This window comes from Rhodanobacter sp. B04 (assembly GCF_002001125.1).
GTDB lineage: Bacteria > Pseudomonadota > Gammaproteobacteria > Xanthomonadales > Rhodanobacteraceae > Rhodanobacter.
Genome location: NZ_MUNV01000005.1, coordinates 129,577 through 152,887 on the forward strand (window position 1 = coordinate 129,577; position 23,311 = coordinate 152,887).

The 23,311-nt window shown below is 63.6% G+C and carries 12 protein-coding genes; 5 read left to right on the top strand and 7 right to left on the bottom strand.

Annotated elements, in window-relative coordinates; translation table 11 throughout:
- Positions 1-435: 435 nt before the first annotated feature.
- The 4 genes from B0E46_RS00650 to B0E46_RS00665 form a co-directional block, all read right to left on the bottom strand.
- Positions 436-3,555: a CusA/CzcA family heavy metal efflux RND transporter gene (locus tag B0E46_RS00650; protein ID WP_077553781.1), complete on the bottom strand. Its 3,120-nt coding sequence runs from the start codon at positions 3,553-3,555 to the stop codon at positions 436-438.
- Positions 3,552-4,715 carry an efflux RND transporter periplasmic adaptor subunit gene (locus B0E46_RS00655; protein ID WP_254424989.1) on the bottom strand — a complete coding sequence of 388 codons (1,164 nt, stop codon included), beginning with the start codon at positions 4,713-4,715 and terminating at the stop codon, positions 3,552-3,554. Before B0E46_RS00655 ends, B0E46_RS00650 begins: the two co-directional genes overlap by 4 nt.
- A 22-nt stretch (positions 4,716-4,737) precedes the next feature.
- Positions 4,738-6,327: an efflux transporter outer membrane subunit gene (locus B0E46_RS00660; RefSeq protein ID WP_077554139.1), complete on the bottom strand. Its 1,590-nt coding sequence runs from the start codon at positions 6,325-6,327 to the stop codon at positions 4,738-4,740.
- Positions 6,328-6,579: 252 nt separating this feature from the next.
- Positions 6,580-8,202 carry a glucosyltransferase domain-containing protein gene (locus tag B0E46_RS00665; protein WP_077553783.1) on the bottom strand — a complete coding sequence of 541 codons (1,623 nt, stop codon included), beginning with the start codon at positions 8,200-8,202 and terminating at the stop codon, positions 6,580-6,582.
- A 222-nt stretch (positions 8,203-8,424) separates the two neighbouring features.
- Between B0E46_RS00665 and B0E46_RS00670 the strand changes: the two genes are divergently transcribed.
- Both B0E46_RS00670 and B0E46_RS00675 read left to right on the top strand, forming a co-directional pair.
- Positions 8,425-8,961, top strand: a complete 537-nt coding sequence (locus tag B0E46_RS00670; RefSeq protein ID WP_254424990.1) for a PepSY domain-containing protein — start codon at positions 8,425-8,427, stop codon at positions 8,959-8,961.
- A gap of 150 nt (positions 8,962-9,111) precedes the next feature.
- The gene (locus B0E46_RS00675; protein WP_077553784.1) at positions 9,112-10,770 is read left to right on the top strand and encodes a M28 family metallopeptidase; all 1,659 of its coding nucleotides are present in this window, start codon (positions 9,112-9,114) and stop codon (positions 10,768-10,770) included.
- Positions 10,771-10,818: 48 nt separating this feature from the next.
- Here B0E46_RS00675 and B0E46_RS00680 read toward each other — a convergent pair whose 3' ends face one another.
- Complete coding sequence (locus tag B0E46_RS00680) at positions 10,819-11,832, bottom strand: alpha/beta hydrolase-fold protein (protein WP_254424991.1); 1,014 nt, start codon at positions 11,830-11,832, stop codon at positions 10,819-10,821.
- On the bottom strand, positions 11,832-13,451 hold the full coding sequence (locus B0E46_RS00685; protein ID WP_077553785.1) for an alpha-glucosidase family protein: 1,620 nt from the start codon (positions 13,449-13,451) through the stop codon (positions 11,832-11,834). The genes B0E46_RS00680 and B0E46_RS00685 overlap by 1 nt, the downstream gene beginning before the upstream one ends.
- A 483-nt stretch (positions 13,452-13,934) precedes the next feature.
- On the opposite strand from B0E46_RS00685, the gene B0E46_RS00690 reads away from it, so the two are divergent.
- From B0E46_RS00690 to B0E46_RS00700, 3 genes are all read left to right on the top strand, one after another.
- Positions 13,935-16,874 (top strand): TonB-dependent receptor, encoded by a 2,940-nt coding sequence (locus B0E46_RS00690; RefSeq protein ID WP_139350367.1) that lies wholly within the window; start codon positions 13,935-13,937, stop codon positions 16,872-16,874.
- 223 nt (positions 16,875-17,097) lie between these two features.
- Entirely contained in the window at positions 17,098-18,672 is a 1,575-nt protein-coding gene (locus B0E46_RS00695) for an alpha-amylase family glycosyl hydrolase (RefSeq protein WP_077553787.1), read from the top strand.
- 30 nt (positions 18,673-18,702) lie between these two features.
- A complete protein-coding gene (locus tag B0E46_RS00700; RefSeq protein ID WP_343124464.1) occupies positions 18,703-21,093 on the top strand; it encodes a TIM-barrel domain-containing protein in 2,391 nt (796 codons plus the stop codon).
- Positions 21,094-21,218: 125 nt separating this feature from the next.
- On the opposite strand, the gene B0E46_RS00705 is transcribed toward B0E46_RS00700, so the two are convergent.
- Positions 21,219-23,180: a serine hydrolase domain-containing protein gene (locus B0E46_RS00705; RefSeq protein ID WP_168171104.1), complete on the bottom strand. Its 1,962-nt coding sequence runs from the start codon at positions 23,178-23,180 to the stop codon at positions 21,219-21,221.
- Positions 23,181-23,311: the final 131 nt, after the last annotated feature.

Sequence of the window (23,311 nt, forward strand, 5' to 3'; positions counted from 1 at the left end):
GGACACCATCCACTATCGGCCATCGCTGAGGTGACGTGCATGGCAGCGCACAGAAACAGACCGAACAGCAGCCCAAAACGCCTCTTGCTTCGCGACATACGTCCCCCATCCCTGCGGTAACTTGGCTTGCGTTGGTTTGGTTCACGCGGACGGTGAACACCCCTGTAAGTGCGCTTTATAGCAAATTCGCGCCACAGCCGATGGCACTTGGATCCAAGAGACGATCCGCCCAATGAGAAAGGCCCCCTTTCAGGGGCCAGTGAACCGGGCAACGGCTTGCTTACGGCTCGGGGAAGCTCGGAGCGTCGGCGGCGAATAAGGGGGCTGACGCAAGTGAACTGGCTTGCCGCCCAGCACAATTCATCGCGCCCACGATAACGAACCATGCGGGCGATAAGCACTCCTAAAGAACGCTCATCGCCTGCTGGCGCTGCATCACACCTCCAACCGATCGTCCGGCCGCGCCACCAGTGCATACAGCACCGGCATCAGGAAGATGCTGATCAGCAATCGCGTGAACAGGCCGCTGACGATGACCAGGGCGAACGGTTTCTGGGTATCCGTGCCGACGCCGGTGGCCAGCGCCGCGGGCAGCAGGCCCAGTGCCGCCACCAGCGCGGTCATCATGATCGGGCGCAGGCGCAGGATCGCGCCTTCGCGGATCGCTTCGTTGAGGCTGGTGCCGCCGCGGCGCAGTTCGTTGACGTAGGAGATGTAGACGACGGCCGTCTGTACCGAGACGCCGAACAGGGCCAGGAAGCCGATGCCGGAGGACACCGAGAACGGCGTGCCGGTAAGCCACAGCGCCACGATGCCGCCCACCGGCGCCGACAGCAGCACGCCGATCACGGTGATGAACGGGAACTTGAAGTTGCTGTAGAGGGTGAACAGCAGCAGGAAGATCAGCGCCAGGGTCAGCGGCAGGATCACATTGAGCTGCGCGCGCGACGCCGTGTATTCGGTGTATTCGCCGCCCCAGTCCAGGTGGTAGCCCTGCGGCAGGCTGACCTTCCGGTTGACCTGCGCGATCGCGTCTTCCACCGCGCCGGCCAGGTCGCGCCCTTCCACCGAGAACTGCACGCCGATGTAGCGCGAGTTGTACTGGCGATAGATGAAGGAGGCGCCGTTGGTGACCTGGATGTCGGCGAACTCCTTGAGCGGAAGCTGCTGCCCGCCGGGCGTGGCCACCAGGATGTTGCCGATCTCCTCGGGATTGTCGCGGTACTGGTGGTCGAGGCGCACGACGAGGTCGAACTGCTTCTCGCCCTGCATCACCTCGGTGGCCACGTCGCCGCCGATCGCGGTGGTGATCAGGCCATTGATGTCGTCGACGTTCAGGCCGTAACGGGCGATCCTGGCGCGATCGATCTTGATGGCCAGGCTGGGCTGGCCGAGTTCCTGCACCAGGGTCACGTCATGGATGCCGCGCACCTGCTCCAGGATTTTCTTGATCGACTTGCCCTTCTGTTCGAGCGTATTCAGGTCGGCGCCGAAGACCTTGACCGCCAGCGCGCTCTTCAGGCCGGTCTCCGCCTCGTCCACCGCATCCTCGGCCGGCTGGGTGTAGTTGAAGGTGATGCCGGGGAAGGCGAGCAGCTTCTTGTTGATCGCCTCGATCAGCGCAGCCTTGGTGCGGTATGCGCCGTTCCACTCCGAATAGGGCTTGAGGCCCACGTAGAACTCGACGTTGAAGAAGCCGGTCGAATCCGTGCCGTCGTCGGGCCGGCCCAGTTCCGAGGCGACTGTGGTGACCTCGGGGAACGAGCGCAGGATGTCGCGCACCTTGGGCGTGATCCTGGCCGACTCGTCGAACGAGATGGTGTAAGGCATGGTTGCGCGCACCCACAGCGCGCCCTCGTCCAGCTGCGGCATGAACTCGGCGCCGATGCGCGGTATCAGCATCAGCGAAACGGCGAGCACGATGGCCGAGGCGATCGTGGTTCCCCATGGGCGCGCGAGGCAGAAATCGAGACCCTTGATGTAAGCCGACTTGATCGCCTCGAAGATGCGGTTGCGCCGTTCCTGCACGCCCTTGCGCATGAACCACGCGCACAGCACCGGCAGCAGGGTCAGCGTGACGATCAACGAGCCGACCAGGGCGAACACCATGGTGTCGGCCATCGGCTTGAACAGCGTGCCGGAAGGCCCGGACAGCACATAGATCGGCAGGAAGCTGACCACGATCACCGCGACCGCGTAGAACAGCGGGCGATCCACTTCGGCCGCCGCGTCCTTGATGATCTCCCTGACGTTGAGCGGGGTTCCCTTGCGCTCGGCGATCTGGCGGAAGATGTTTTCCACCATCACCACCGCGCCATCGACCAGGATGCCGAAATCGATCGCGCCGATGGAGAGCAGGTTGGCCGATGCATTCTGCAGATCGAGGCAGATGAACGCGAACAGCAGGGCCAGCGGAATGGTGGTGGCGACGATCAGGCCCGCACGGACGTCGTAGAGAAAGAAGATCAGGATCACGACGACCAGCAGCATGCCGCGCAGCAGGTTGTCTTCCACTACCTTCGTGGTCAGCGCGATCAGGTCGGTGCGATCGTAGAACGGCACGACCTTGATGTCCTTGGGCAGGATCTGGTCGTTGAGCTCCCTGGTTTTCGCCTCGACCCGCTTCAGCACGTCCTGGGTCTTCTCGCCGGTGCGCAGCAGGATCACGCCCTCCACCGCGTCGTCCTGTTTCTCGAAACCGAACTCGCCCAGGCGCGGAGCGATGCCGATGACTACACGACCGACATCCTTGAGCAGGACCGGGGTGCCGTTGTGCACCGCCAGCACCACGTTGCCGATATCTTCCACGGTGTTCAGGCGCCCTTCGCCGCGCACGTAATAGAACTGGCTGCCCTGCGTGTAGAAGCCGCCGCCGGCATTGCTGTTGTTGGCGGCCAGCGCCGCCTCCACCTGCACCGCCGACAGGCCGACGCCGGCGATTTTCGCCGGGTCCAGCAACACCTGGTATTGCATGGTGCCGCCGCCGAAACCCGAATCGTCCGCCACACCGGGCACGGACCTGTACTGCGGCTCGATGATCCAGTCCTCGAAGGTCTTCAGCTCCATCGGCGGGCGGTCGGAGCTCTGCAGCACGTAGCGGTAGATCAGCCCCGATGGCGCGGACAGCGGCGACACCGAAGGCGTCACGCCTGCCGGCAGGCTCAGGCTCGGCAAACGGTTGAACACTTCCTGGCGGGTGGGCAGGTCGCCGGCACCGTTGTTGAAGGTGATGATGACGTCGGACAGGCCATACAGCGAGATCGAGCGGACGTTCGCCGAATTCGGGATGCCGGTCATGCCGAGCTCGACCGGTACGGTGATCAGCCGCTCCACTTCCTCGGCGGCATGGCCGGGCCACTGCGTGATGATCTCGACGATCGGCGGCGAAAGATCCGGATACGCATCCACCGGCAGGCGCTGCAGCGAGCGCGCTCCGGATCCGACCAGCAACAGGGTCATCAGGATGACGAGGATGGGTTGCCCCAGCGAGGCGCCCACCAGCCGGTTCATGAACGACGCCGTCCGCGACGGCGCTGGCAGCTGCTGGTCGCTCATTGGTTTTGCATGAACTGGATGAAGAGGCCGCCATTGACCACGACCTGGTCGCCCGCCTTGAGGCCAGCGGGGATATCGTATTGATCGCCGACGCGATGACCCAGGGTCACATGCTGCCGCGCAAAGCTGCCGTCACCCTGCACGGCATAGACAAACGGCAGGTTCTCGTCGTCGCGCAGGATCGCCGAAACCGGAATCAGCGTTCCGTTGCTTGGCTGGTGCGAATGGATCTGCACGCGGACATACATCTGCTTCTTCAACAGGCCTTTCGGATTCGCGACGACCACCCGCGCGACCACCGCGCGGGTGTCGGGATCGACCAGGGCCGAGATGTTGTCCACGGTGCCGGAAAGCTTGGTGCCGTCGATGCCGCTCTCCACCTCGGCCGTGTCGCCGACGCTGACCGAGGCAAGGTCGGCACCGGAAATCTGCGCCAGCACCCAGACCCGCGAAAGATCGGCCACGGTGAAGCATGGCGTGGTGCCCGCCTGCAGCAGCAGCCCGGGCGTGATCAGCTTCTCCACCACGGTGCCCGAGATCGGCGAACGGATCATGCCCTCGGCAACGCGCGACACCGGCCGACCGGCCTGGATGTCCTTGATCGTGCGCGGATCGACATTCAGCGCGACCAGCGCCTGCAGCGCGGCATCGCGATCGGCCTCGGCGCTGGCCGCGTCGGTCTGCGCCTGCTCGTATTCGCGCTGCGAAACGCCGTTGTGCTGCACGAGATCCTTGTCCGCATCGGCAAGCCGGCGGGCGTTGCTGGCAGCGACCAGTGCCTTGCTGTACGTGCTGATGGCTACCGCAAAATCGGGCGAATCGACCACCGCCAGCGGATCGCCCTTCTTCACCTTGTCGCCTGGCGAAACGAGCAGCCGCGACACTGGACCGGAGATCGGGGCCAGCACACTGGTGGCCTGGTCGTTGTCGAAATCCACCGCGCCGGTAGCCTCCACCGTCTGGTGGAACTTGGACGAGGCGACCGTGTACAGCTGGATGTGCTGGCGCTGATCCGCTGTCAGCGTGACATTGCTCACCGTCGCCGTGCTGGCCTGCGCGCTGTTGTCGGTCTTGGACGAACAGCCGGCGCAGGACAGCATGACGGCGACCAGCATGCAGGCCACGACGATAGCGCGCGGAAATCTGTCCTGACGCTGCATGAGCGGCATTCCGTAGAGTGATTTATTTTTCATCTTTGCCCTGGGTCGCATCCGTCCGGGTCGAATCACCCCGGCTTGAATCGGCATGGTTTGAATCCGCCTTGATCAGTTCCGCGCGATGCCACCAGCCACCGCCAAGCGCCTGGAACAGCGCCGCCGTGTCGGCATAACGATTAGCCTGCGCCTGCACCAGGTTGATCCGGGCCTGCAGATCGGCCTGCTCGGCGCTCAGCAGCGAGAGATAGCTGGCATAGCCGTCCTTCCACTGCCGCTGCGAGAGGTCGAGCGTGACCTTGGCGGCATCTGCGGCGGCCGCGGCCGCCTTCAGGCCCTCGGCGTCCTGTTCGAGCGCGGTCAAGGTGTCGGCGACATTCTGGAAAGCCGTCAGCACCGTGCTGCGATATTGCTCGGCCGCCTCGACATAGGCCGCCTTCGCCGCGCGTTCCTGGTGCAGCAGCGTTCCGCCCTGGAAAATCGGGGCAGCCAGATCCGCGCCCATACCCCAGAAGCCGGTACCCGACTTGAACACCTGGCCAATCGCCAGCGCCGTGCTGCCGGCGTTGGCGGTCAACGTGATATTCGGCAACCGGTTCGCGATGGCGATGCCGATCTGGGCACTGGCGGCGTGCATATTGGCTTCGGCCTGAAGCACATCCGGACGCTGCGCCACCAGCTCCGATGGAAGGCTCACCGGCAGATCCTGCGGCAATTGCAGGCTCGCAAGATCGAATTTTTCAGCCGGTGCCTGGTTCGGAAACTGGCCGCCGAGCACGGCCAGCAGATCCTGCTGCTGGGCCAGCTGCCTCAGCAGCGGCGGCAGCGTGGCGTTGACCTGCGCGAGCTGCGACTCCTGCGCGGCCACGTCCAGCCGGCTGGCATAACCCTTGGCAAATTGGTAGCGCAGGATCTGCAGCATCTTGCTGTTGATGTCGACCAGCTGGCGCGTCGCATCCACCTGCGACTGCAGTGCCGCCTCCTGCACCGCGGCAGCCACCACATTGGTGCTCAAGGTGATCTGCGTCGCGATCATCTGGTAGCGGACGGCCTGCTCCTGAGCTTTCACGGACTCCGTGGTACGGCGATTCAGTCCGAAAACATCCGGCACATACGAAATACTGACCTGCGGGGTGAATACGTTGTACAGCAGGGCATTTGAGCTGGGCGTGGGCGAGATGGTCCCCGGCGTCTTCTGGCGGCTGGCCGAAAAATCGGCCGAGACATTGGGGTAATAACTGCCCCGTTGCGCCAGGACATTTTCCCTGGCCACGGACAAGGCTGCCTGAGCGGCTTTCAGGTCGGGATTGTTCTTGAGCGACTGTTCGATCAGCGCATTCAGCTGGCTGGAATGAAACAGGGTCCACCAGTCGCCGGGAATATCGCTACCGCTGGCAAAGCGCTGCGCTTCTCCGCCGACGACATCTTTGCTGGCGACCGTCGTGGCCAGCGGCTGCGCGGTGTAGCCGCTGACATCCGGCGCGGCAGGCCGCTTGAAGTCGGGCCCCACGGCGCAACCGGCAACCAGCACCGAAACCATCGCTGCGAGGAAATTCAGCGTGCGCGATCGCGCCGCGATGGCAGCGAGTGCAGCCCCCCCTGTTGTCTCACCCCTCATCAGCTTCGGCCCCGGCAAACACTCGGCCCACGTATTGTTCACGCGAGCGCATCTTCGAGAGAAATAATCAGTGTGTAACGATATGTCGTATCAAAGATAAGCGAAAGCCATGCCGAAGGTCATGGATTAACGACAAACCATACCGCGCCCAAACAACGTAAATGGCAACGCCGAATGGCGCCATTTACGCCAACTGCAATTTCATGCGATCCGATCGTAATGAAGTGGCGAAAGCAGGTATTGGAAACCCGGTTACCCGGATCTCGCGGGCAACCCAACCTGCCCCGGTGCAGCATGCGTACCGCAACGTTGCTGATGAGCCATGCCGAGTGCCACCACGACCGTGTCGTCGATCAGGTACAGGCTGTAATCCTTGGTGGTGCGCACGGCGGGGAGCTGGCAGCTCCTTGCCAGAATCGCAGGCTCCCGCAGCAGATCCACCGCACTGGCCTCGAAGCGCATGTCGGCGATATCCGGGATGTAATACATGAGGAACATGTGGGTATGAAACGCATCACCTACGGACGCATAGGGAATGATCAGCGTATGGACGAGCGGAAATTGTTCGGCGACATGCGCCGTGATCGGTGAATACCCGATGCTGCCGTCGAGCAGAAAAGAATGGATGGCGTGGCTCAGCTGCAACTCGGCAAGGTCCTCGGCAAGATGCGCGGCAATCCGATCCTCGTATTTCTTCTGCTCCCCGAGAGCATTGCCATAGGCGCTGGCAAAGACGCACATGCCCAGCGCAAACATGCAGGCCACTGACAAGGTCCATCTGTCCGACCGGCGCCATTGCCGCAGGGCGGCCTGCATGGCGACAAGTGCCGCCGCCAGCAATGCACCCACGCCCATCAACACGCGCGGCTCGATCTCCGGCTTGAGCAACAGCAGCATGGGGCCAAGGACACTGGCGAGAGCGGCCAGGGGCAGCAGCAGGCTGACCGCGAACAGGATTGCGCTGACCCAGGCCGGCTGCGCAAGGCGGCCCCTGATCGCATAACGCATGCCGATGGCAACCGGAATCAATGCCATCACGATCAGCACGGGAATGAAAAATCTCCACCACTGCTGATTGATGCTGTCGCCAATGAACGTATAGAAATCGACGGCATTGGCCTTTATCACCGGCAGGTCATGCCATCCGTGGATCTTCTCGCTCTGTTGCTTCACCCAGCCATGGATGTGGATGCCAATGGCGAGTTCGTAGACCAGCATGGCCAGCCCTGCCTGCCAGACTCGCGACAGGAATTGCAGTGCGAGCTGGCGCGGTGGCTTGTCATGCAACTGTGCCAGCACGACGTCCAGCAGGATGAAGATCAGACAGGCATTGATGGCGGGCTGGTAAAAGCTGAGGCTCGCAAAAAGCGACAGCACGCCCAGCCACCAGCCCCGACGATTGTCCTTGAGGGCGATCATCGGCAGCAGGGCTAGCAGCATCGCCATGCTCATGCTCAAGGCATCGAATTTGTAGGAAAGGTTTTCCAGGTAGAACGGCTGCGCACCGAGCGGAAATGCCACGAGCGCCGCCATCCATGGCGACCGTATGGCATAACGACGCGCGATCAGCACGCCGGCCCACGCAAGTATCGCGATGGCCCCGATCTGCGTCAGAGGCGAGATGTCGACCATGGCGTGGTCATAGCCCTGCAGCAGCCTCATCAGCAGGGTCGTCAGCGGGCGACCGTTGGAATCCCAGCCGGTGCGGCCGACCAGCGCCCGTTTCAGGTCGTCATCGAAATAGCGGTTCGCGCGCAGGATGGGAAACAGGACCAGAAAATAAAGCGCGAGCAGGATGAAAAAAACGCTGCGGTCATCACGGCCGGATTCCGTGCGGACACTGATCCGGGCATCGCGTGAAATCGGCTGACTCACGTATCAAGGCTCCATGGACAAACGACGGTATCGATGACGACGGTTGTAGCCCCAGCCGTACATTTCACGGGTGAATCTATGGCTATTCGGGGCAGCCTGCCAGTAAATCCAGGCCGCTGCGCGATCACATGCACAGAGTATGTTCAGGCTGGCTGAGTATCTGCTGACGCTGGGCAGTGGCGCGGCATCCGCGGCGAACCGGCATCACCGATGGCACCCGAAATGGTGGCGTATCACGCCACTCGTTCACCGCAGGTTGATTTGGCCCGCTCAAGACTCGGGCTTCCTGCAGGCAACGAGGAACTGTCCATGAAGAACATGCCCATTAAGAACAGGATTGCTTCACTGACTTTCGCACTTGCGCTCGGCACGCTTTCATTCGGCATGTCCAGTGCTGTCACCGCGCAGCAGGCCATGACCGAACCGCAGGTGCACAGCACGCTCGCCGGGCAGGGTTACACCAAGGTGCGCGACCTCAAATTTCGTGATGGCATGTGGTACGCACACGCCCGCAGCGCCAACGGCAAAAGCGTGGATGTCCACATCGATGCAAGAACCGGCCAGGTCTATCCGGACAGGCAGGTGTCGCGGCTGAGCGAACGCGATGTGCACGCCTCGCTGGAAACCCAGGGCTATACGCATGTCCACGATGTGGATTACAAGGACGGCATGTGGAGCGCCAAGGCCGAAAATCCGGCGGGCAACCACGTGCGGCTGAAAGTCGACGCCAGCAGCGGCAAGGTGGTCGGCACCGAATAAATCCGCTGCATGGCACGGATCGAACCTGGCACACCTTAAGGTGTGCCGGATCGTGACTGCGAACTTTGCCGGATGGACCAAAGGATGGGTAGACCGATGTCCGGTCGCTGACTAGTATCGGGGGCTCCCTCCCCCGCGACAGGTACCACCGTGAAGCGACTGATGCTTTCCACCCTTGCCCTGGCCTTATCGTCGGCACTGATGGCGGCCACCGTGCCGGCACCGACGTTCGACCCGCACCGCCTGTCCGATGAGGTGAAGACCTTGTCCTCGGACGCCTTCGAAGGCCGTGGCCCGAACACGCCGGGCGAGACCAGGACCATCGACTACATGGTGGCGCAGATGAAGGCCGCCGGCCTGCAGCCCGGTGGCGACCTGAAGGACGGCAAGCGCAGCTGGACGCAGGCGGTACCTCTGCTGCGCACCGAGATCATCGGCACGCCGAGCCTGAGCCTCACCCTGGACGGCAAGAAGCAGACCCTGACGCAGGGCAACGAGATCGCCGTGCGCGCGCCGATGGATGGCTCGACCGCGGTGGCGATCGCCGACGCACCACTGGTCTTCGTCGGCTATGGCGTGAAGGCGCCGGAGCGCCACTGGGACGACTTCAAGGGCGTCGACCTGCATGGCAAGATCGCCGTGGTACTGATCAACGACCCGGATTTCGAGACCGGCGTGGGCGACTTCGGCGGCAAGGCGATGACCTATTACGGCCGCTGGACCTACAAGTACGAGGAAGCCGCGCGCCAGGGCGCGCTGGGCGTGCTGATCGTGCACGAGACCGCGCCGGCCTCGTACGGCTGGGCCACGGTGAAGAATTCCAACACCAACACGATGTTCGACATCGTGCGCGACCGGCCTTCCGCCGTGCATCCGCAGCTGGAAGCGTGGATCCAGCGCGACCTCGCGGTCAGCATGTTCAAGCAGGCCGGGCTGGATTTCGAGGCGCTGAAGAAACAGGCGCAGACACGCGAGTTCCAGCCGGTGACGCTGAAGGGCGAAAGCCTGTCGGCCAGCTTCAAGGTCGACAAGAGCGTGATCACCTCGCACAACATCGTCGGCCGCATCGAGGGCAGCAAGCGTCCCGACGAAACCGTGATCTACAGCGCGCACTGGGACCATCTCGGCATCGGCCAGCCCGACGCGAAGGGCGACCGCATCTACAACGGCGCGGTCGACAACGCCACCGGCACGGCGGCACTGATCGAATTGGGCCGCGCGTTTGCGCATGCGCCACGCCCCGAGCGCTCGGTGGTGTTCCTCAACGTCACCGCCGAGGAGAAGGGCCTGCTCGGCTCCGAGTATTACGCGGCGAACCCGCTGTATCCGTTGGCCAAGACCGCCGGCGTGCTCAACATGGACGCGCTCGATCCGCACGGTCCGACGCGCAACTTCACCATTTCCGGCAGCGCCAAGCTCGGCCTGCTGGATGACCTGATCGCCGACGCGAAGAAATTCGGCATGAGCTACACCGCCGATCCGAAGCCGGAGGCCGGCCATTTCTTCCGCTCGGATCATTTCTCGTTCGCCAAGCGCGGCGTGCCGGCGATCTCGTTCGGCTCGGGCAACGACTGGGTCGATGGCGGGCTAGCGGCAGGCAAGGCCGCCGAAGACGAATACGTCGCCAAGCACTACCACCAGCCGTCCGACGAATGGCAGGCCAGCTGGTCGTTCACCGGCATGGCGCGCGACCTGCAACTGCTCTACACGGTAGGCGACCAGCTCGCCAATTCCGACCAGTGGCCGGACTGGAGCAAGGATTCGGAATTCCGCGCCACCCGCGATGCGACGGCGGCAGAACGCAAGTGACATCGCCCGGTTCCTTGCCTGGTCCATCGGGGAAGGAACCGGAATCGCTCAGGGGCCGCCATAGGCCCACAACAGGAACGGCGGCAACATCTGTTTCCAGGACGCCTGGTCGTGCTTGCCGCCCTGCAGCAGGAACAGTGCGACATCCGTGCTTCGTGACGGGTGCCGGGCGTAATCCGGGTTGATCGAATAGCCCAGCTGCTTCAGTCCTTGTGCGCTGAAGCCATCCTCACCACGGTAGCCTTCGATGACGTTCTGCACGTCATCGATCGCGTCGATGATGCCGTTGCCGTCGCGGTCGCTGGTTTCTTCCGCGGTCCCCACCGCGAACCACATCTTCAGGCCCGCGCGCCGCGGACCATGCTCGACCATCGTCTGCACCAGCCGCGTGTGCTCGACCGCGCTGGCACTGCTGCGGTCGGCTGCCAGCCAGAACGAGGGCGAGAACGCACCGACCCGGCCGAATACCTGCGGATACTGCCAGCCGAGATTGAACGCATTCAATGCGCCAAGCGACCAGCCGAGCACGGTGCGGTCACGGGCGGATCGGCGCGTGCGGCAATGCGCATCGATATACGGCACCAGCTGCGTGGCGACCCAGGCGGAATAGTCCTGTGCGCGGCTGCCGATCGGGCCGATCGATGAGCCGCCCACCACGCTGCGTGATGTCGCACGATCGGACAACCCATAGGCACTGGCGCGGTCGGCCAGCATATCGATCGCCACCACGATGACGGGCTGGATCGCGTGCTGGCGATAAAGCTGCGCCAGTGTCGCCTGCAGCCCCACCGCGACCATGTCCTGGCCATCGTTCGCGTACAGCACGGGATAGCGCCGGCCGGATGCAGCGCTGCTGGCGTAGCCCGGCGGCAGGTATACCGCCACCTTGATCTGCTCCGGTGCGAAGGCCGCCGCATCGAGTCGCAGGCGCATCACGCTGCCGCCGGCATCGGGAACAGTCGTCACCGTGGCAGGCGCCGCCAAGCCGGTGCCGGCACGACACATCAGCAGGCATGCCAGCCACAGGCACGCATGCAGCCTGCTGCCGTGTCTCGGGCGCATCAGCTCAGGCTGGCAAACCACACGCCATGGCCGGGCAGCTGCAGCTGGCGGCCCACCAGATGAGCCTGCAGCAGGCCATGACCATCCACGGCCACCGGCTTGCCCAGCGTGTCAGGCAAGGTCAGCTCGGCGACGGCATCGGCGAGGTTGAACACCACCAGCAAGCTCTGCTGCGCAAAGCGGCGGGTGAAGGCCAGCACCGGTTCGGCGGTATCCAGGAAATGGATATCGCCCCAGCGCAATGCCGGCTGCTGCTGACGCCAATGCATGAAGGTGCGGAAACCGTTCAATACCGAATGCGGATCGGCTTCCTGGTGCGCTACCGCCAGGGCACGATGCTCGCGTGGCACCGGCAACCAGGGCATGCCCCGACTGAAGCCGGCATGCGCATCGTCGCTCCACGGCATCGGTGTGCGGCAGCCGTCGCGGCCCTTGAACTGCGGCCAGAACGCGATGCCATAGGGATCCTGCAGCGACTCGAAGGGCAGCTCGGCCTCGGTCAGGCCAAGCTCCTCGCCCTGGTACACGCACACCGAGCCACGCAGGGAGCAGACCATGGCGGTAAGCAGGTTGGCCAACTGCCCGGAAGCCTGCCCCCTGCCCCAGCGCGTGAGCACGCGCTCGACATCGTGATTGGAAATCGCCCAGCACGGCCAACCTTCGGTCATTTGCGCTTCCAGCGTCTGCACCGTGCTGCGGATGTGCCCGGCGCTGAAATCGTCGGTCAGCAACTCGAAGCTGTAGCCCATGTGCAGGCGGCCATCGCGGGTGTATTCGGCCATCGTCGCCAGCGAATCCTCGGAGGAGATTTCGCCCAGGGCTGCCACATCCGGATAGCGATCCATCAGCGCGCGCAACTCGCCCAGAAACGCCAGGTTCTCCGGCTGCGTGTTGTTGTAGTAGTGGTACTGGAACGCGTAGGGATTGTCCGGGCTGAACCCGCGGCCGACGCGCTTCTCCTTCGGCTTGGGCGGGTTGTCGCGCAGCTGGCGGTCGTGGAAGCAGAAGTTGATCGCATCCAGGCGCACGCCGTCCACGCCCTTGTCCAGCCAGAAGCGCACGCTGTCGAGGATCGCCGCGCGCACTTCGGCGCGGTGGAAATTCAGGTCGGGCTGCGAGGTCAGGAAGTTGTGCAGGTAGTACTGGCCGCGACGGGGCTCCCACTGCCACGCCGAACCGCCGAACAGCGACAGCCAGTTGTTCGGTGCGCCGCCGTCATCGCGCGCATCGGCCCATACGTACCAGTCGGCCTTCGGGTTGTTGCGGCTCTGCCGGCTTTCGTGGAACCACTCGTGTTCGACCGAAGTATGGCTGAGCACCTGGTCGATCATCACCTTCAGGCCCAGGCCGTGTGCCTTCGTGAGCAGCCGGTCGAAGTCGGCCAGCGTGCCGAACAAGGGGTCGACATTGCGGTAGTCGGCGATGTCGTAGCCGAAATCGGCCATCGGCGACTTGAAGAAGGGCGCGATCCAGATCGCGTCGACACCCAGGCTGGCCACGTAATCGAGCCGCTCGATGATGCCCGGCAGATCGCCCACGCCGTCGCCATCGGTGTCCTGAAAACTGCGTGGATAGATCTGATAGGTGACGGCGCCGCGCCACCAGGATGCATCACTCATTCGTGTGTCCCTTGGATTCCTGCCCGAACTGCAGCGATATGCCCGACGGGCGATCCTTCGCAGCCTGTCAGGAGCTTAATGGCTGCATGCAACGGCGGCCGCGACACTGCATACGTATTCATGCCAGGCGCCCATCGCACTGCAGCATTTCATGCCGCGCCATCAAATGGACGTCCATTTGAAAAATGAAAAAATCTTCACGAATGCAGACTGGCTCTGGATTCCACGCGTATCCGCATGCTGCGCAGGCAACCCGGACCGGGGTCGGGAAACGCCCCGCTTTCCGCCGGCATCAGGCGACTTTGCGATGCACAGCAGCACAATGAATACGTATTCAGTAAACGATCCGCCTGCAAAAGGCCGCCCTACCATGACACCACGTTGACGGGTCATCGGCTCATGCGACCGCGCTGCTCACCGAAAACGTTGGGGCAATCACCGCAACCACTACAAAATGATGTGCAACCCTGGGAGGGGATAACGATGGTACTGAAACGCAATGTGCTGGCCCTGGCGCTTGCTTCCGCTGGATTCTGCTTCTCGCTCGGCGTCCATGCGGCACCCACTGACAACAGCTCGAATCCGGGCAGCGCATCCGTTGCGTCCAATGCGCCGACGTCCAGCCCGCAGAGCACCGATACGCAGAGCCAGACCGCCACCTCGAACGACAATGCGGCGCCGAAAAAAGCCGACCAGAAGACCCAGCTGGCCAAGAGCCTCGACGCGATCACGGTGACCGGTTACAGCAAGAGCATCGAGACCGCGGTCGACATCCAGCGTTATGCCGACACCATCCAGAACGTGGTGACCGCGGCGGACATCGGCGGCCTGCCGGACCAGTCCATTGCCGACGCGCTGACCCGCCTGCCCGGCGTCACCGCCGAACGTATCGGCGGCGAAGCCTCGCAGATCAACTGCAACGGCCTCTCGGGCAACTTCATCCAGACCACCCTAGACGGTCGCGTGCAACCGTCGACCAGCGGCACCAACTACATCCAGTTCGACCAGTACCCGGCCGAGCTGATCAACCAGGCGACCGTGTACAAATCGCAGCAGGCCAACCTGATCGAGGGCGGCGTGGGCTGCTCGATCGCGATGCAGACGGCCAACCCGCTTGATGCCAAGCAGGAGCAAACCGTCAACATCGACATGCGTGGCAGCTACAACAACCAGGCGAACGACGTATACGGCGCCAACCCGGAAGGCTACCGCTTCAGCGCCGCCTGGCAGGGCAAGTTCCTCAACGACACCTTGGGCGTGGGCCTGGGTTTTGCCCGCATGCAGCAGCCGCACGTCTCCGAGCAGTGGGTCGGCGAAGCCTTTGACGGTCTGCAGACCCTCAACTCCACCAGCAGTCAGCAGGCCTACCCTTCGCAAGGTATCCAGGTACAGCAAAACGGCGGCAGCGAGCGGCGTAATGGCTATCTGTCCACGATCGTGTGGAAACCCACCGACAATCTGCAGATCAGCGGTAACGGCTTCTACTCGCAGTACGACGACGCCTCGTTCGGCCGCGGCTTCCGTGCGCAGCTGTTCGACCAGAATCAGGCGCAGATCACCAACCCCGTACTGCTGCCGAATGGAGCCGTTGTTGGTGGCACGGTAAGCAGCAATCCATCGAGCGGTATCGATCCGCGCACAAACAATCCATACAGCAACAATTTCTCGCTGGAAACCACCGCCGATAACTACACCACCCACACCAGCGTGTTCTCCGGCGGCCTGAACGCGAAGTGGAGCAGCGGCCCGTGGACGGTGATGGCCGATGCCTCGATGTCGCGCGCGACCAGTTCCGAAATCAACGTCGACACCACCGCCGATCCCTACAATGGCCTGGGGACTGCATCGCCCTCGCTGATGAGCCAGTCGCTCACCTATGGGCTGAACGGCCTCAACATCGGTTCGCTCACGGTGCCGAATCCGGGCATCTACACCAACCTCGGCGACATGGCGTTGTCGCGCTATGGCGTCTATCCGTACGTCTACCACGACCTCGACAAGGGCTTCCGCCTCGAGTCGACCTACGAGTTTGCGGACAATTCGCTGTTCTCGGCGCTCGAGGGTGGTGTCTACATCAACAACCATACCTACAACGCCGATCGCTCGGCCTATGTGTATGGCTCGGAATGGGGCGACAACCCGTCGGCCGGCGCACCGCTGGCGCTCAACAGCAGCGATGCGGTCACCACCTGCTGGCGCGGCGACTTCGCCGCCATGCCTTGCTTCCTTGCGCTCAACGGCCCAGCCATCCTGGCCGCGAACGGCATCACAAACACCACGCCGCTGAAGAGCTGGGCCAACAACTGGACCTATATCCAGAGCGGCCAGGTCGACGTGAAATCGCGCGATGCCTACCTGATGGCCGACATCGACACCAACCTGTTCGATCACAGCGTCACCGGCAATGTGGGCGTGCGCGTGGTGCGCACCTCGCAATACAGCAGCGGCCTGCAGGAAGTGGACAACAACGCCGGCGTGCCGATCACCGACCAGACCGGCGTGACCAGCAGCAACTACATCCCGGTGACCCAAGGCAAGACCTATACCGACGTGCTGCCGTCGATCAACCTCACCTATCACTTCGACGATGCGAACCAGCTGCGCTTCTCCGCCGCCAAGGTGATGGCGCCGCCGCCGATCAGTTCGTTGCTTGCCGGTCACGGCGCATGGGAGTCCGACGGCCAGTACAACCTGTGGAGCAATACCAGCCCGCTGCTCGACCCGATGTACGCCGGCCAGTTCGACCTGAGCTTCGAGCACTACTTCGCCGAGTCGAGCGGTGCGTTCACCGCCCATGTGTTCACCAAGCACATCGATTCGTTCGTGCAGCAGATCGTCTACAACGACTTCGACTTCGCCAGTGCCGGCATCACGGTGCCGATCGATCCGAACACCGGCAGGCCCTACCTCAACGGCCAGTACCAGACCTCGTTCAACAACACCAAGGGCGGCACGGTTCACGGCCTGGACCTGTTCTACCAGAAGACCCACTTCCTGCCCGGCGTCTGGTCCGGCCTGGGCGTAAGCGCAGGCTTCTCGCTGACCCAGAGCGCGGTGCAGTCGCTCTCGGCACTGAGCGGGCCGCCGCAGAACCAGGGCTTGCCGGGCCTGTCGAAGAAATCCGCCAGCGCGGCGCTGTTCTACGACAACGGCACCTTCTCGGTTCGCCTGAACGGCACCTACCGTTCGTCGTTCGTGTCCGATTCGCAGATGTCGGTGAACAACCAGATCGTCTACTTCGCTCCCGAGACGGTGTTCGACCTGCAAACGGCCTACAACTTCACCAAGAACGTGAGCCTGCTGTTCCAGATCCTCAACTTGACCAACCAGCCGACCCGCACCTATTTCGGCAATCCGAACCAGACCGGCACCATCCAGTACTTCGGCCAGACGACCTACCTCGGCGTCAACATCAAGCTGTAACCACAACGCCGGACATCGCCCTCACGATGCCCGGCCCCTTTCTCCCCAAGCCGGTTCCGCGGCATGCCGCGGAGCCGGCTCTTTTGAGCCAGACGCGATTCGACGTGACACGCCCGGGGCGGTTGCCGGCCTTCCGGCCGACGAATCATCAGCCGACCTGCCCGCATCATCGCTCCGTGCTTCCGCCTGCACGGCGGACGCACGACCACACCAGCAGGCCGACATGCCCAGACTCCTCTTCCTCGCTTGCGGCATCGCCACTGCGCTTGCCCTGCTCTCGCCGGCATCGGCACACAGCCAGGCAACTTCCACGCCGCATGTACCTGCCACTGCCTCGCCGCAGGCAGCGTCCGATGTCTGGTACGAAATCTTCGTGCGCTCCTGGGCCGACAGCAACGGCGATGGCATCGGCGATCTCAACGGCATCACGGCCCGTCTCGATTACCTGAAGTCGCTGGGTGTCGGCGGCATCTGGCTGATGCCGGTCAATCCGTCGCCGAGCTATCACGGCTACGACGTCACCGACTACTACGGCATCAATCCGCAATACGGCACCATGGCCGACTTCCAGCGCCTGCTGGACGCGGCGCATGAGCGCGGAATCAAGGTGATCATCGACCTGGTGATCAACCACACCAGCGCACTGCATCCGTGGTTCATCGCCGCCAACAACCCGCGGGACCCGCACCACGACTGGTACAACTGGGCGCGCCCCGGCAGCGACCTCGATGCGGTCAGCGCCACCGGCACGCCGGCGTGGCACACCACGCCGACCGGGCAACACTACATCGGCGTATTCACCGGCATGATGCCCGACCTGGATTACGACACGCCGGCCGTGCGCGAAGAGATGATCCGTGTCGGCCGGTTCTGGCTGAAGAAGGGTGTCGACGGTTTCCGGCTGGATGCGGCCCAGCACATCTACTACGACTTCAAGTCGCAGGACGGCGATCCGGCGATCCTCGAGAAAAATCTGGCCTGGTGGACGCAGTTCCGCCATGGCATCGACGCGGTCACGCCCGGTGCCTACGTGGTCGGCGAAGTCGCCCAGGAGACACCCGACCGACTGGCACCCTACCTGCGCCCGCTGAGCTCGGTGTTCGACTTTCCGCTGGCGAAGCAGCTGATCGACAGTGCGAAGAGCGAACGTGCCGGCCATCTCGCTGCACTGCTCGCACAGACCGAGGCCGACTATCGCAAGGTCACCGGTAAGTCCGGGGTCGACGCACCGTTCCTGTCCAACCACGACCAGGAACGCGTGATGAGCCAGCTCGATGGCAACCCGCAGCACATGCGCATGGCCGCTGCGATGCTGCTGACCCTGCCCGGCCAGCCATTCATCTACTATGGCGAGGAACTGGGCATGCGTGGGCAGAAACCCGACGAGGATCTGCGTGAGCCGATGCGCTGGAACCGCTCGCCGAAAGCAGCCGGCGAAGCCACCTGGAAAACCTCGACCTCGCACGACGGCCCGGCCGTCTCGGTGGAAGCGGAACAGGCCGACCCGGATTCGCTGCTGCACTTCTACACGAAGCTGATCCACTGGCGCAGCCAGGTGAGCGCACTGCGCGACGGCGCGATCGTGCCGCTTGCCGTGGCGAATCCGCAGCTGGTGGCGTGGAGGCTCGACGACGCCGGCAGCCATGTACTGGTGGTGCACAACCTGTCCGGCCAGCCGCAAAACCTGCCGCTGCATGACAGACACATCCATGCCTTGCTGCTGCAAAGCGCCAGCGGCGGCACGCTGCAGCAGGATGTGCTGCACATCCCGGCCTACAGCACGGCGATCCTGCAATGACGTTGCCGCAGGCAGCAGGAGCTTGATCGGATGAAAGCATCGCTTCGTCTTGCGCGATCCGTCGCTGCGATGGCATCGCTGTGGCTCGCTTTCGCATTCGTACCCATCGCCACCATGGCAACTACCGTGTCGGCAGCACAGGCAAAACCGATGGCGCAACTCGTCAACCACGGCATCATGATCGACCTGGGCAAGGATCGGCTTTCCATCCGCTTCCTTGCCCCCAACATCGTGCATGTGCATTACAGGCCGGATGGTCTTGGCAGCACGCCTGCTCTGGTGATCGACGGCGACGCCACGCCCTCGACCTTCGCGCAAGTGCGCGACGAGGACAACGCAAGGGAGATCAGCCTTGCCACCGATCGCGGCTCCGTGCACTGGGATCAACAAAAGCGACAGCTGCGGATCGAGGATGCGCAACAGCGCAGCATGCTGTTGCAGAGCGATATCGACTCGCTGCGGCATGGCCGCCTGAGCCTGGAACATGGGCCGCGCGATGCGCTGTACGGCATCGGCGGCTACAACGCGACGGCGAGCGTCTCGGCTGGACTGCTGCGCAGCGGCCGCCTGCCGGCCACCGCCGGCGAGCAAGGCCACGCCGGCGCACCGCTCGTGTGGAGCACCGCCGGCTACGGCGTGCTGCTCGACAGCGACGGTGCCCGCTTCACGCTGAAGCCGACCACGATCGAGATCGATGACCAGGCACGCAAGGACCCCGACTACTACATCGTGCTCGGCACGCCGGCGGAGATCTTCGGCGCACTGGCACAGCTCAGCGGCCACACGCCGCTGTTTCCGAAGTGGGCTATGGGTTTCACCAACAGCCAGTGGGGCATCGACCAGCAGGAGCTGCTGCAGATCGTCGACACCTATCGCGCCAAACACATCCCGCTCGACAACTTCACGCTCGACTTCGACTGGAAGGCCTGGGGCGAGGACGACTACGGCGAGTTTCGCTGGAACGCCAACAAATTCCCGGGCGGCCCCGACGGCCAGCTGAAGGCGCAACTCGACCGGCGCGGCATCCACCTCACCGGCATCATGAAACCGCGCATCCACGTCGACACGGCGGAGGGCCGCTACGCCACCGCACACGACCTGTGGCGCCCCGGCGAACCGGCCACGCCGGACTACTTCTCGCACAAGCCGGTGAAGGACATCGACTTCGACAAGCCAGCGGCACGTGCCTGGTTCTTCAACGACGCGCTGAAGCACAGCTTCGTCACCGGCATGGCCGGCTGGTGGAACGACGAGGCCGACAACACGCCCAGCAACACGCAGTTCCTCAATATGCAGCGCACGCTGTACGACGGCCAGCGCGCGATCTCGAACCAGCGCGTATGGTCGATCAACCGCAACTTCTGGCTGGGCTCGCAGCGCTATGCCTACGGCTTGTGGTCGGGCGACATCCCTACCGGCTTCGCCAGCATGGCGGGACAACGCGAACGCATGTTGAGCGCGATCAACGTCGGCGCGATGCAGTGGGGCATGGATGGCGGCGGTTTCAAGGACGGTACGCCGACACCCGAGAATTACGCGCGCTGGATCGAGTTCGGCGCGTTCACGCCGATCTTCCGCGTACATGGCGACTTCGGCCAGAAACGCCAGCCATGGGTATACGGCCCAGTCGCGGAGCAGGCAGCCACCGACGCGATCCGCCTGCGCTACGCGCTGATCCCGTACATCTACAGCTACGAATACCAGCGCCGCGTCAGCGGTGTCGGCCTGGTGCGCCCGCTGCTGTTCGACTGGCCGCACGATCCCAACGTGCGCAACGATGTCGGTGCATGGCTGTTCGGCGACTACCTGCTCGTTTCGCCGGTGGTCGAACAAGGCCAGACCTCGAAAAACATCTATCTGCCTGCCGGCCGCTGGACCGACTGGTTCAACGGCAAGGTCTACCAGGGCGGACAAACGATCCATCTGACGGTCGACAGCCAGCACTGGGGCGACATTCCGCTGTTCATCCGTCAGGGTGCGATCATCCCGACCCAGCCGGCGATGGATTATGTCGGTCAGCAGCCGCTGACCGAGCTCGCTGTGGATGTGTTTCCGGACACGCAGCGCACCAGCTTCGATTATTACGATGACGACGGCAACACCTACGATTACGAGCATGGCGCGTATTTCAGCCAGTCGCTGTCCGTGCAGCAGCAGAGTGATGCGGTGCACTTCGAAACCACGGCACCGGCCGGCAGTTTCAAGCCGGCGCTGAAGTTCTATCTGCTGAAGATCCATGGCGATGCCGCCACCGCTGTAGCCAGCGCAAGCGGCACCATGCCCTCGTTCGCGAGTCTCGATGCGCTCCGGCAACGCCAGGGCGAAGGCTGGGCCAGCGGGCACGACCGCTATGGCACGGTCACCTGGGTGCGGGTGAGCGCAGCCGTGGCCCAGCGCATTACGCTCACGACGAAACCCTAGGAAGCCTCAGACGGCTTCCCCATGGCATCAGGCCAGTGTCTGCAACACGAAGGCCGCACTCGATGCGGCCTTCGCGGTCCTGATCCAACACGGCAGACCCACCCCGCTCGGTCAGGCGCAACGCCTCAGTAGTTCAGGTGCAGGCACAGCAGGCGCAGGCTGAAAACAAACCAGAGCGCGGCGAGGCAGGCCAAAACCAGCATCGTGCTGTTCGCCTTGCGCCACCAGCCACCGGGTTCGCGCCAGGCATGACCCGCGTTGGCGATCACGGCCAGCGTGCCGATGATGGCCAGCACGCCGGTCAGCTGCACCAGCCGCAGGGTGACGTCGAAGCCATTGTTGAGGTAGCTGAAGCTGGTGGCGACCCGGCTCAGCACGAACAGCCAACCGGCGGCGAACAGCAGCTGCAGCAGCGCCGCCACGCGGCTCCAGCGGTACCAGCGGGCTGCCTGTGGCGACAGCGCCAGGGGCTGGCGATAATGCCGGCGCACCAGCGCGGCGATCGGCCACAGCAGTGCGGCCAGCAGGAAGATCACCAGCGCGGCGTACATCACGGGCAGGTTCCACGCTGCGGATTGCCAGCCCGATACCGGCATGAAAACCACCACGGGCGCCGCCTCGTCGTAGGAGATCCAGCGCAGCTTGCCATCCTTGATCAGCGCACCGAGATGACTGCCGCTGGCGTCATCCAGCCAGACGAACGGTTTCACTTCGCGCCAATGCCGCGGCTGCCCGGCCATGTCCTGGAAATCGTGGGTGACCAGGCTGCCATCCTTGTCCATCGTGATGCGCGACTGCCCCAGCAGGTTCAGCATGCTCATGAAACTGGACATCGCCGTGCGACTGGCGATGTAGTGGCCCACCAGCATTGCACCATGTTCGCGCGCGCTCGCAAGCGTCGGCTGCGGCAATTGCGGCAAGGCCGGGAAATAGCGATCGGTGAAGCCGTTCAGCAGTTGCCGGCGCAGGCTGCCATCGTCTTCGCCGTCGATGGACACGAACACGCCGACGTCCTGCTGCAGGTACAGCGCCATCACGCTATGGAACAGCTCGGTATCGCCGCCATGGCCGATGATGTCCTGGCCGTTGCGATCCATGTGGTAGAAGCCCAGCGCGATCGGCAACAGGCCGGGCACCGAAGAGTGCGTGAAGTTGTGCATCAGCTGTGCAGTCTGCGTGCGCAGGATCTGCGCATCCCCGACGTGGCCGTCCTGCAGCTGGGCGATCATGAAGCGCGCCATGTCCCCGCCGCTGACCGACAATGCGCCAGCGGCCACCGCATTCACCAGTTCGAACGGCCGCGCCGGCTCGCTGGCCTTGGCATAGCTCTTCGCCATGTCCGGCGCGAGCGACGCCGGCAGCGGCTGGCGGAACGTCGCGTGCTGCATGCCCAGAGGCTGCAGGATGTGTTGCTCGATGTAGTCATCGAACGGCTGGCCGGAAACACGCTGCACGATGTAACCGGCCAGCGCAGCGCCGTAGTTGGAATAGGCCGAGACTTCGCCTGGCGGGTAGATGCGCTCGGGCACCCATTCTTTGACCCAGGCCTCGTTGCTCATCAGCCGCGCCGGATCGTTGCCGCCGAGGTTCTTCATGGTTTCCTCGAAACCCGGCGTGTGCGTCATCAGCTCGCGCAGCGTGATCGGCTTGCCGTTGCGGGGAGGAATGCTGAAGTCCAGGTACTTGTCGACGTCCGCATCGAGATCGAGCTTGCCCTGCTCGACCAGCTGCATCACCGCCGTCCAGGTGAACGTCTTGGAGATCGAGCCGACGCGGAACAGCGTCGTCATCGGGTCGACCGGTTTCTTCGCCGCCACATCCGCGTAGCCGTAACCCTTCGCCAGCAGGACCTGGCCATCCTTCACCACGACCACCACGGCGCCCGCGATGTTGTTCTTCTTCAACCCGTACGGAAACAGTCCGTCCAGCCAGGCTTCGGCATCGGCCGCAGTCAGTTCATGCGCGCTCAACGGCATCGTCACCGCCGGTTTCTGATCAGGCAGGGGATTGATCTGGATCTGCGCAACACACGGCGATGAGGACAGGACAAAACCAACGACGGTGAACAAGCGCAACAGGCTTTTCATCAGTGCGGATCCTGATGGGGAGGAATGAAGCATGCAGGCTGCGCCCGTCAACACAAGGTCAATGGCCGCAAGCCGCATGGACACGTCGCCACAGGTTAGCGAATGACGGCATTCGGCCAGATGAATACGTA

Coding starts and splice junctions, on each gene's coding strand:
- B0E46_RS00685 (WP_077553785.1), bottom strand. CDS start 13,451: ATGAGTGATGCATCCTGGTGGCGCGGCGCCGTCACCTATCAGATCTAT.
- B0E46_RS00650 (WP_077553781.1), bottom strand. CDS start 3,555: ATGAGCGACCAGCAGCTGCCAGCGCCGTCGCGGACGGCGTCGTTCATG.
- B0E46_RS00705 (WP_168171104.1), bottom strand. CDS start 23,180: ATGAAAAGCCTGTTGCGCTTGTTCACCGTCGTTGGTTTTGTCCTGTCC.
- B0E46_RS00700 (WP_343124464.1), top strand. CDS start 18,703: ATGAAAGCATCGCTTCGTCTTGCGCGATCCGTCGCTGCGATGGCATCG.
- B0E46_RS00670 (WP_254424990.1), top strand. CDS start 8,425: ATGGTGGCGTATCACGCCACTCGTTCACCGCAGGTTGATTTGGCCCGC.
- B0E46_RS00655 (WP_254424989.1), bottom strand. CDS start 4,715: ATGCAGCGTCAGGACAGATTTCCGCGCGCTATCGTCGTGGCCTGCATG.
- B0E46_RS00690 (WP_139350367.1), top strand. CDS start 13,935: ATGGTACTGAAACGCAATGTGCTGGCCCTGGCGCTTGCTTCCGCTGGA.
- B0E46_RS00680 (WP_254424991.1), bottom strand. CDS start 11,832: ATGCGCCCGAGACACGGCAGCAGGCTGCATGCGTGCCTGTGGCTGGCA.
- B0E46_RS00695 (WP_077553787.1), top strand. CDS start 17,098: ATGCCCAGACTCCTCTTCCTCGCTTGCGGCATCGCCACTGCGCTTGCC.
- B0E46_RS00660 (WP_077554139.1), bottom strand. CDS start 6,327: ATGAGGGGTGAGACAACAGGGGGGGCTGCACTCGCTGCCATCGCGGCG.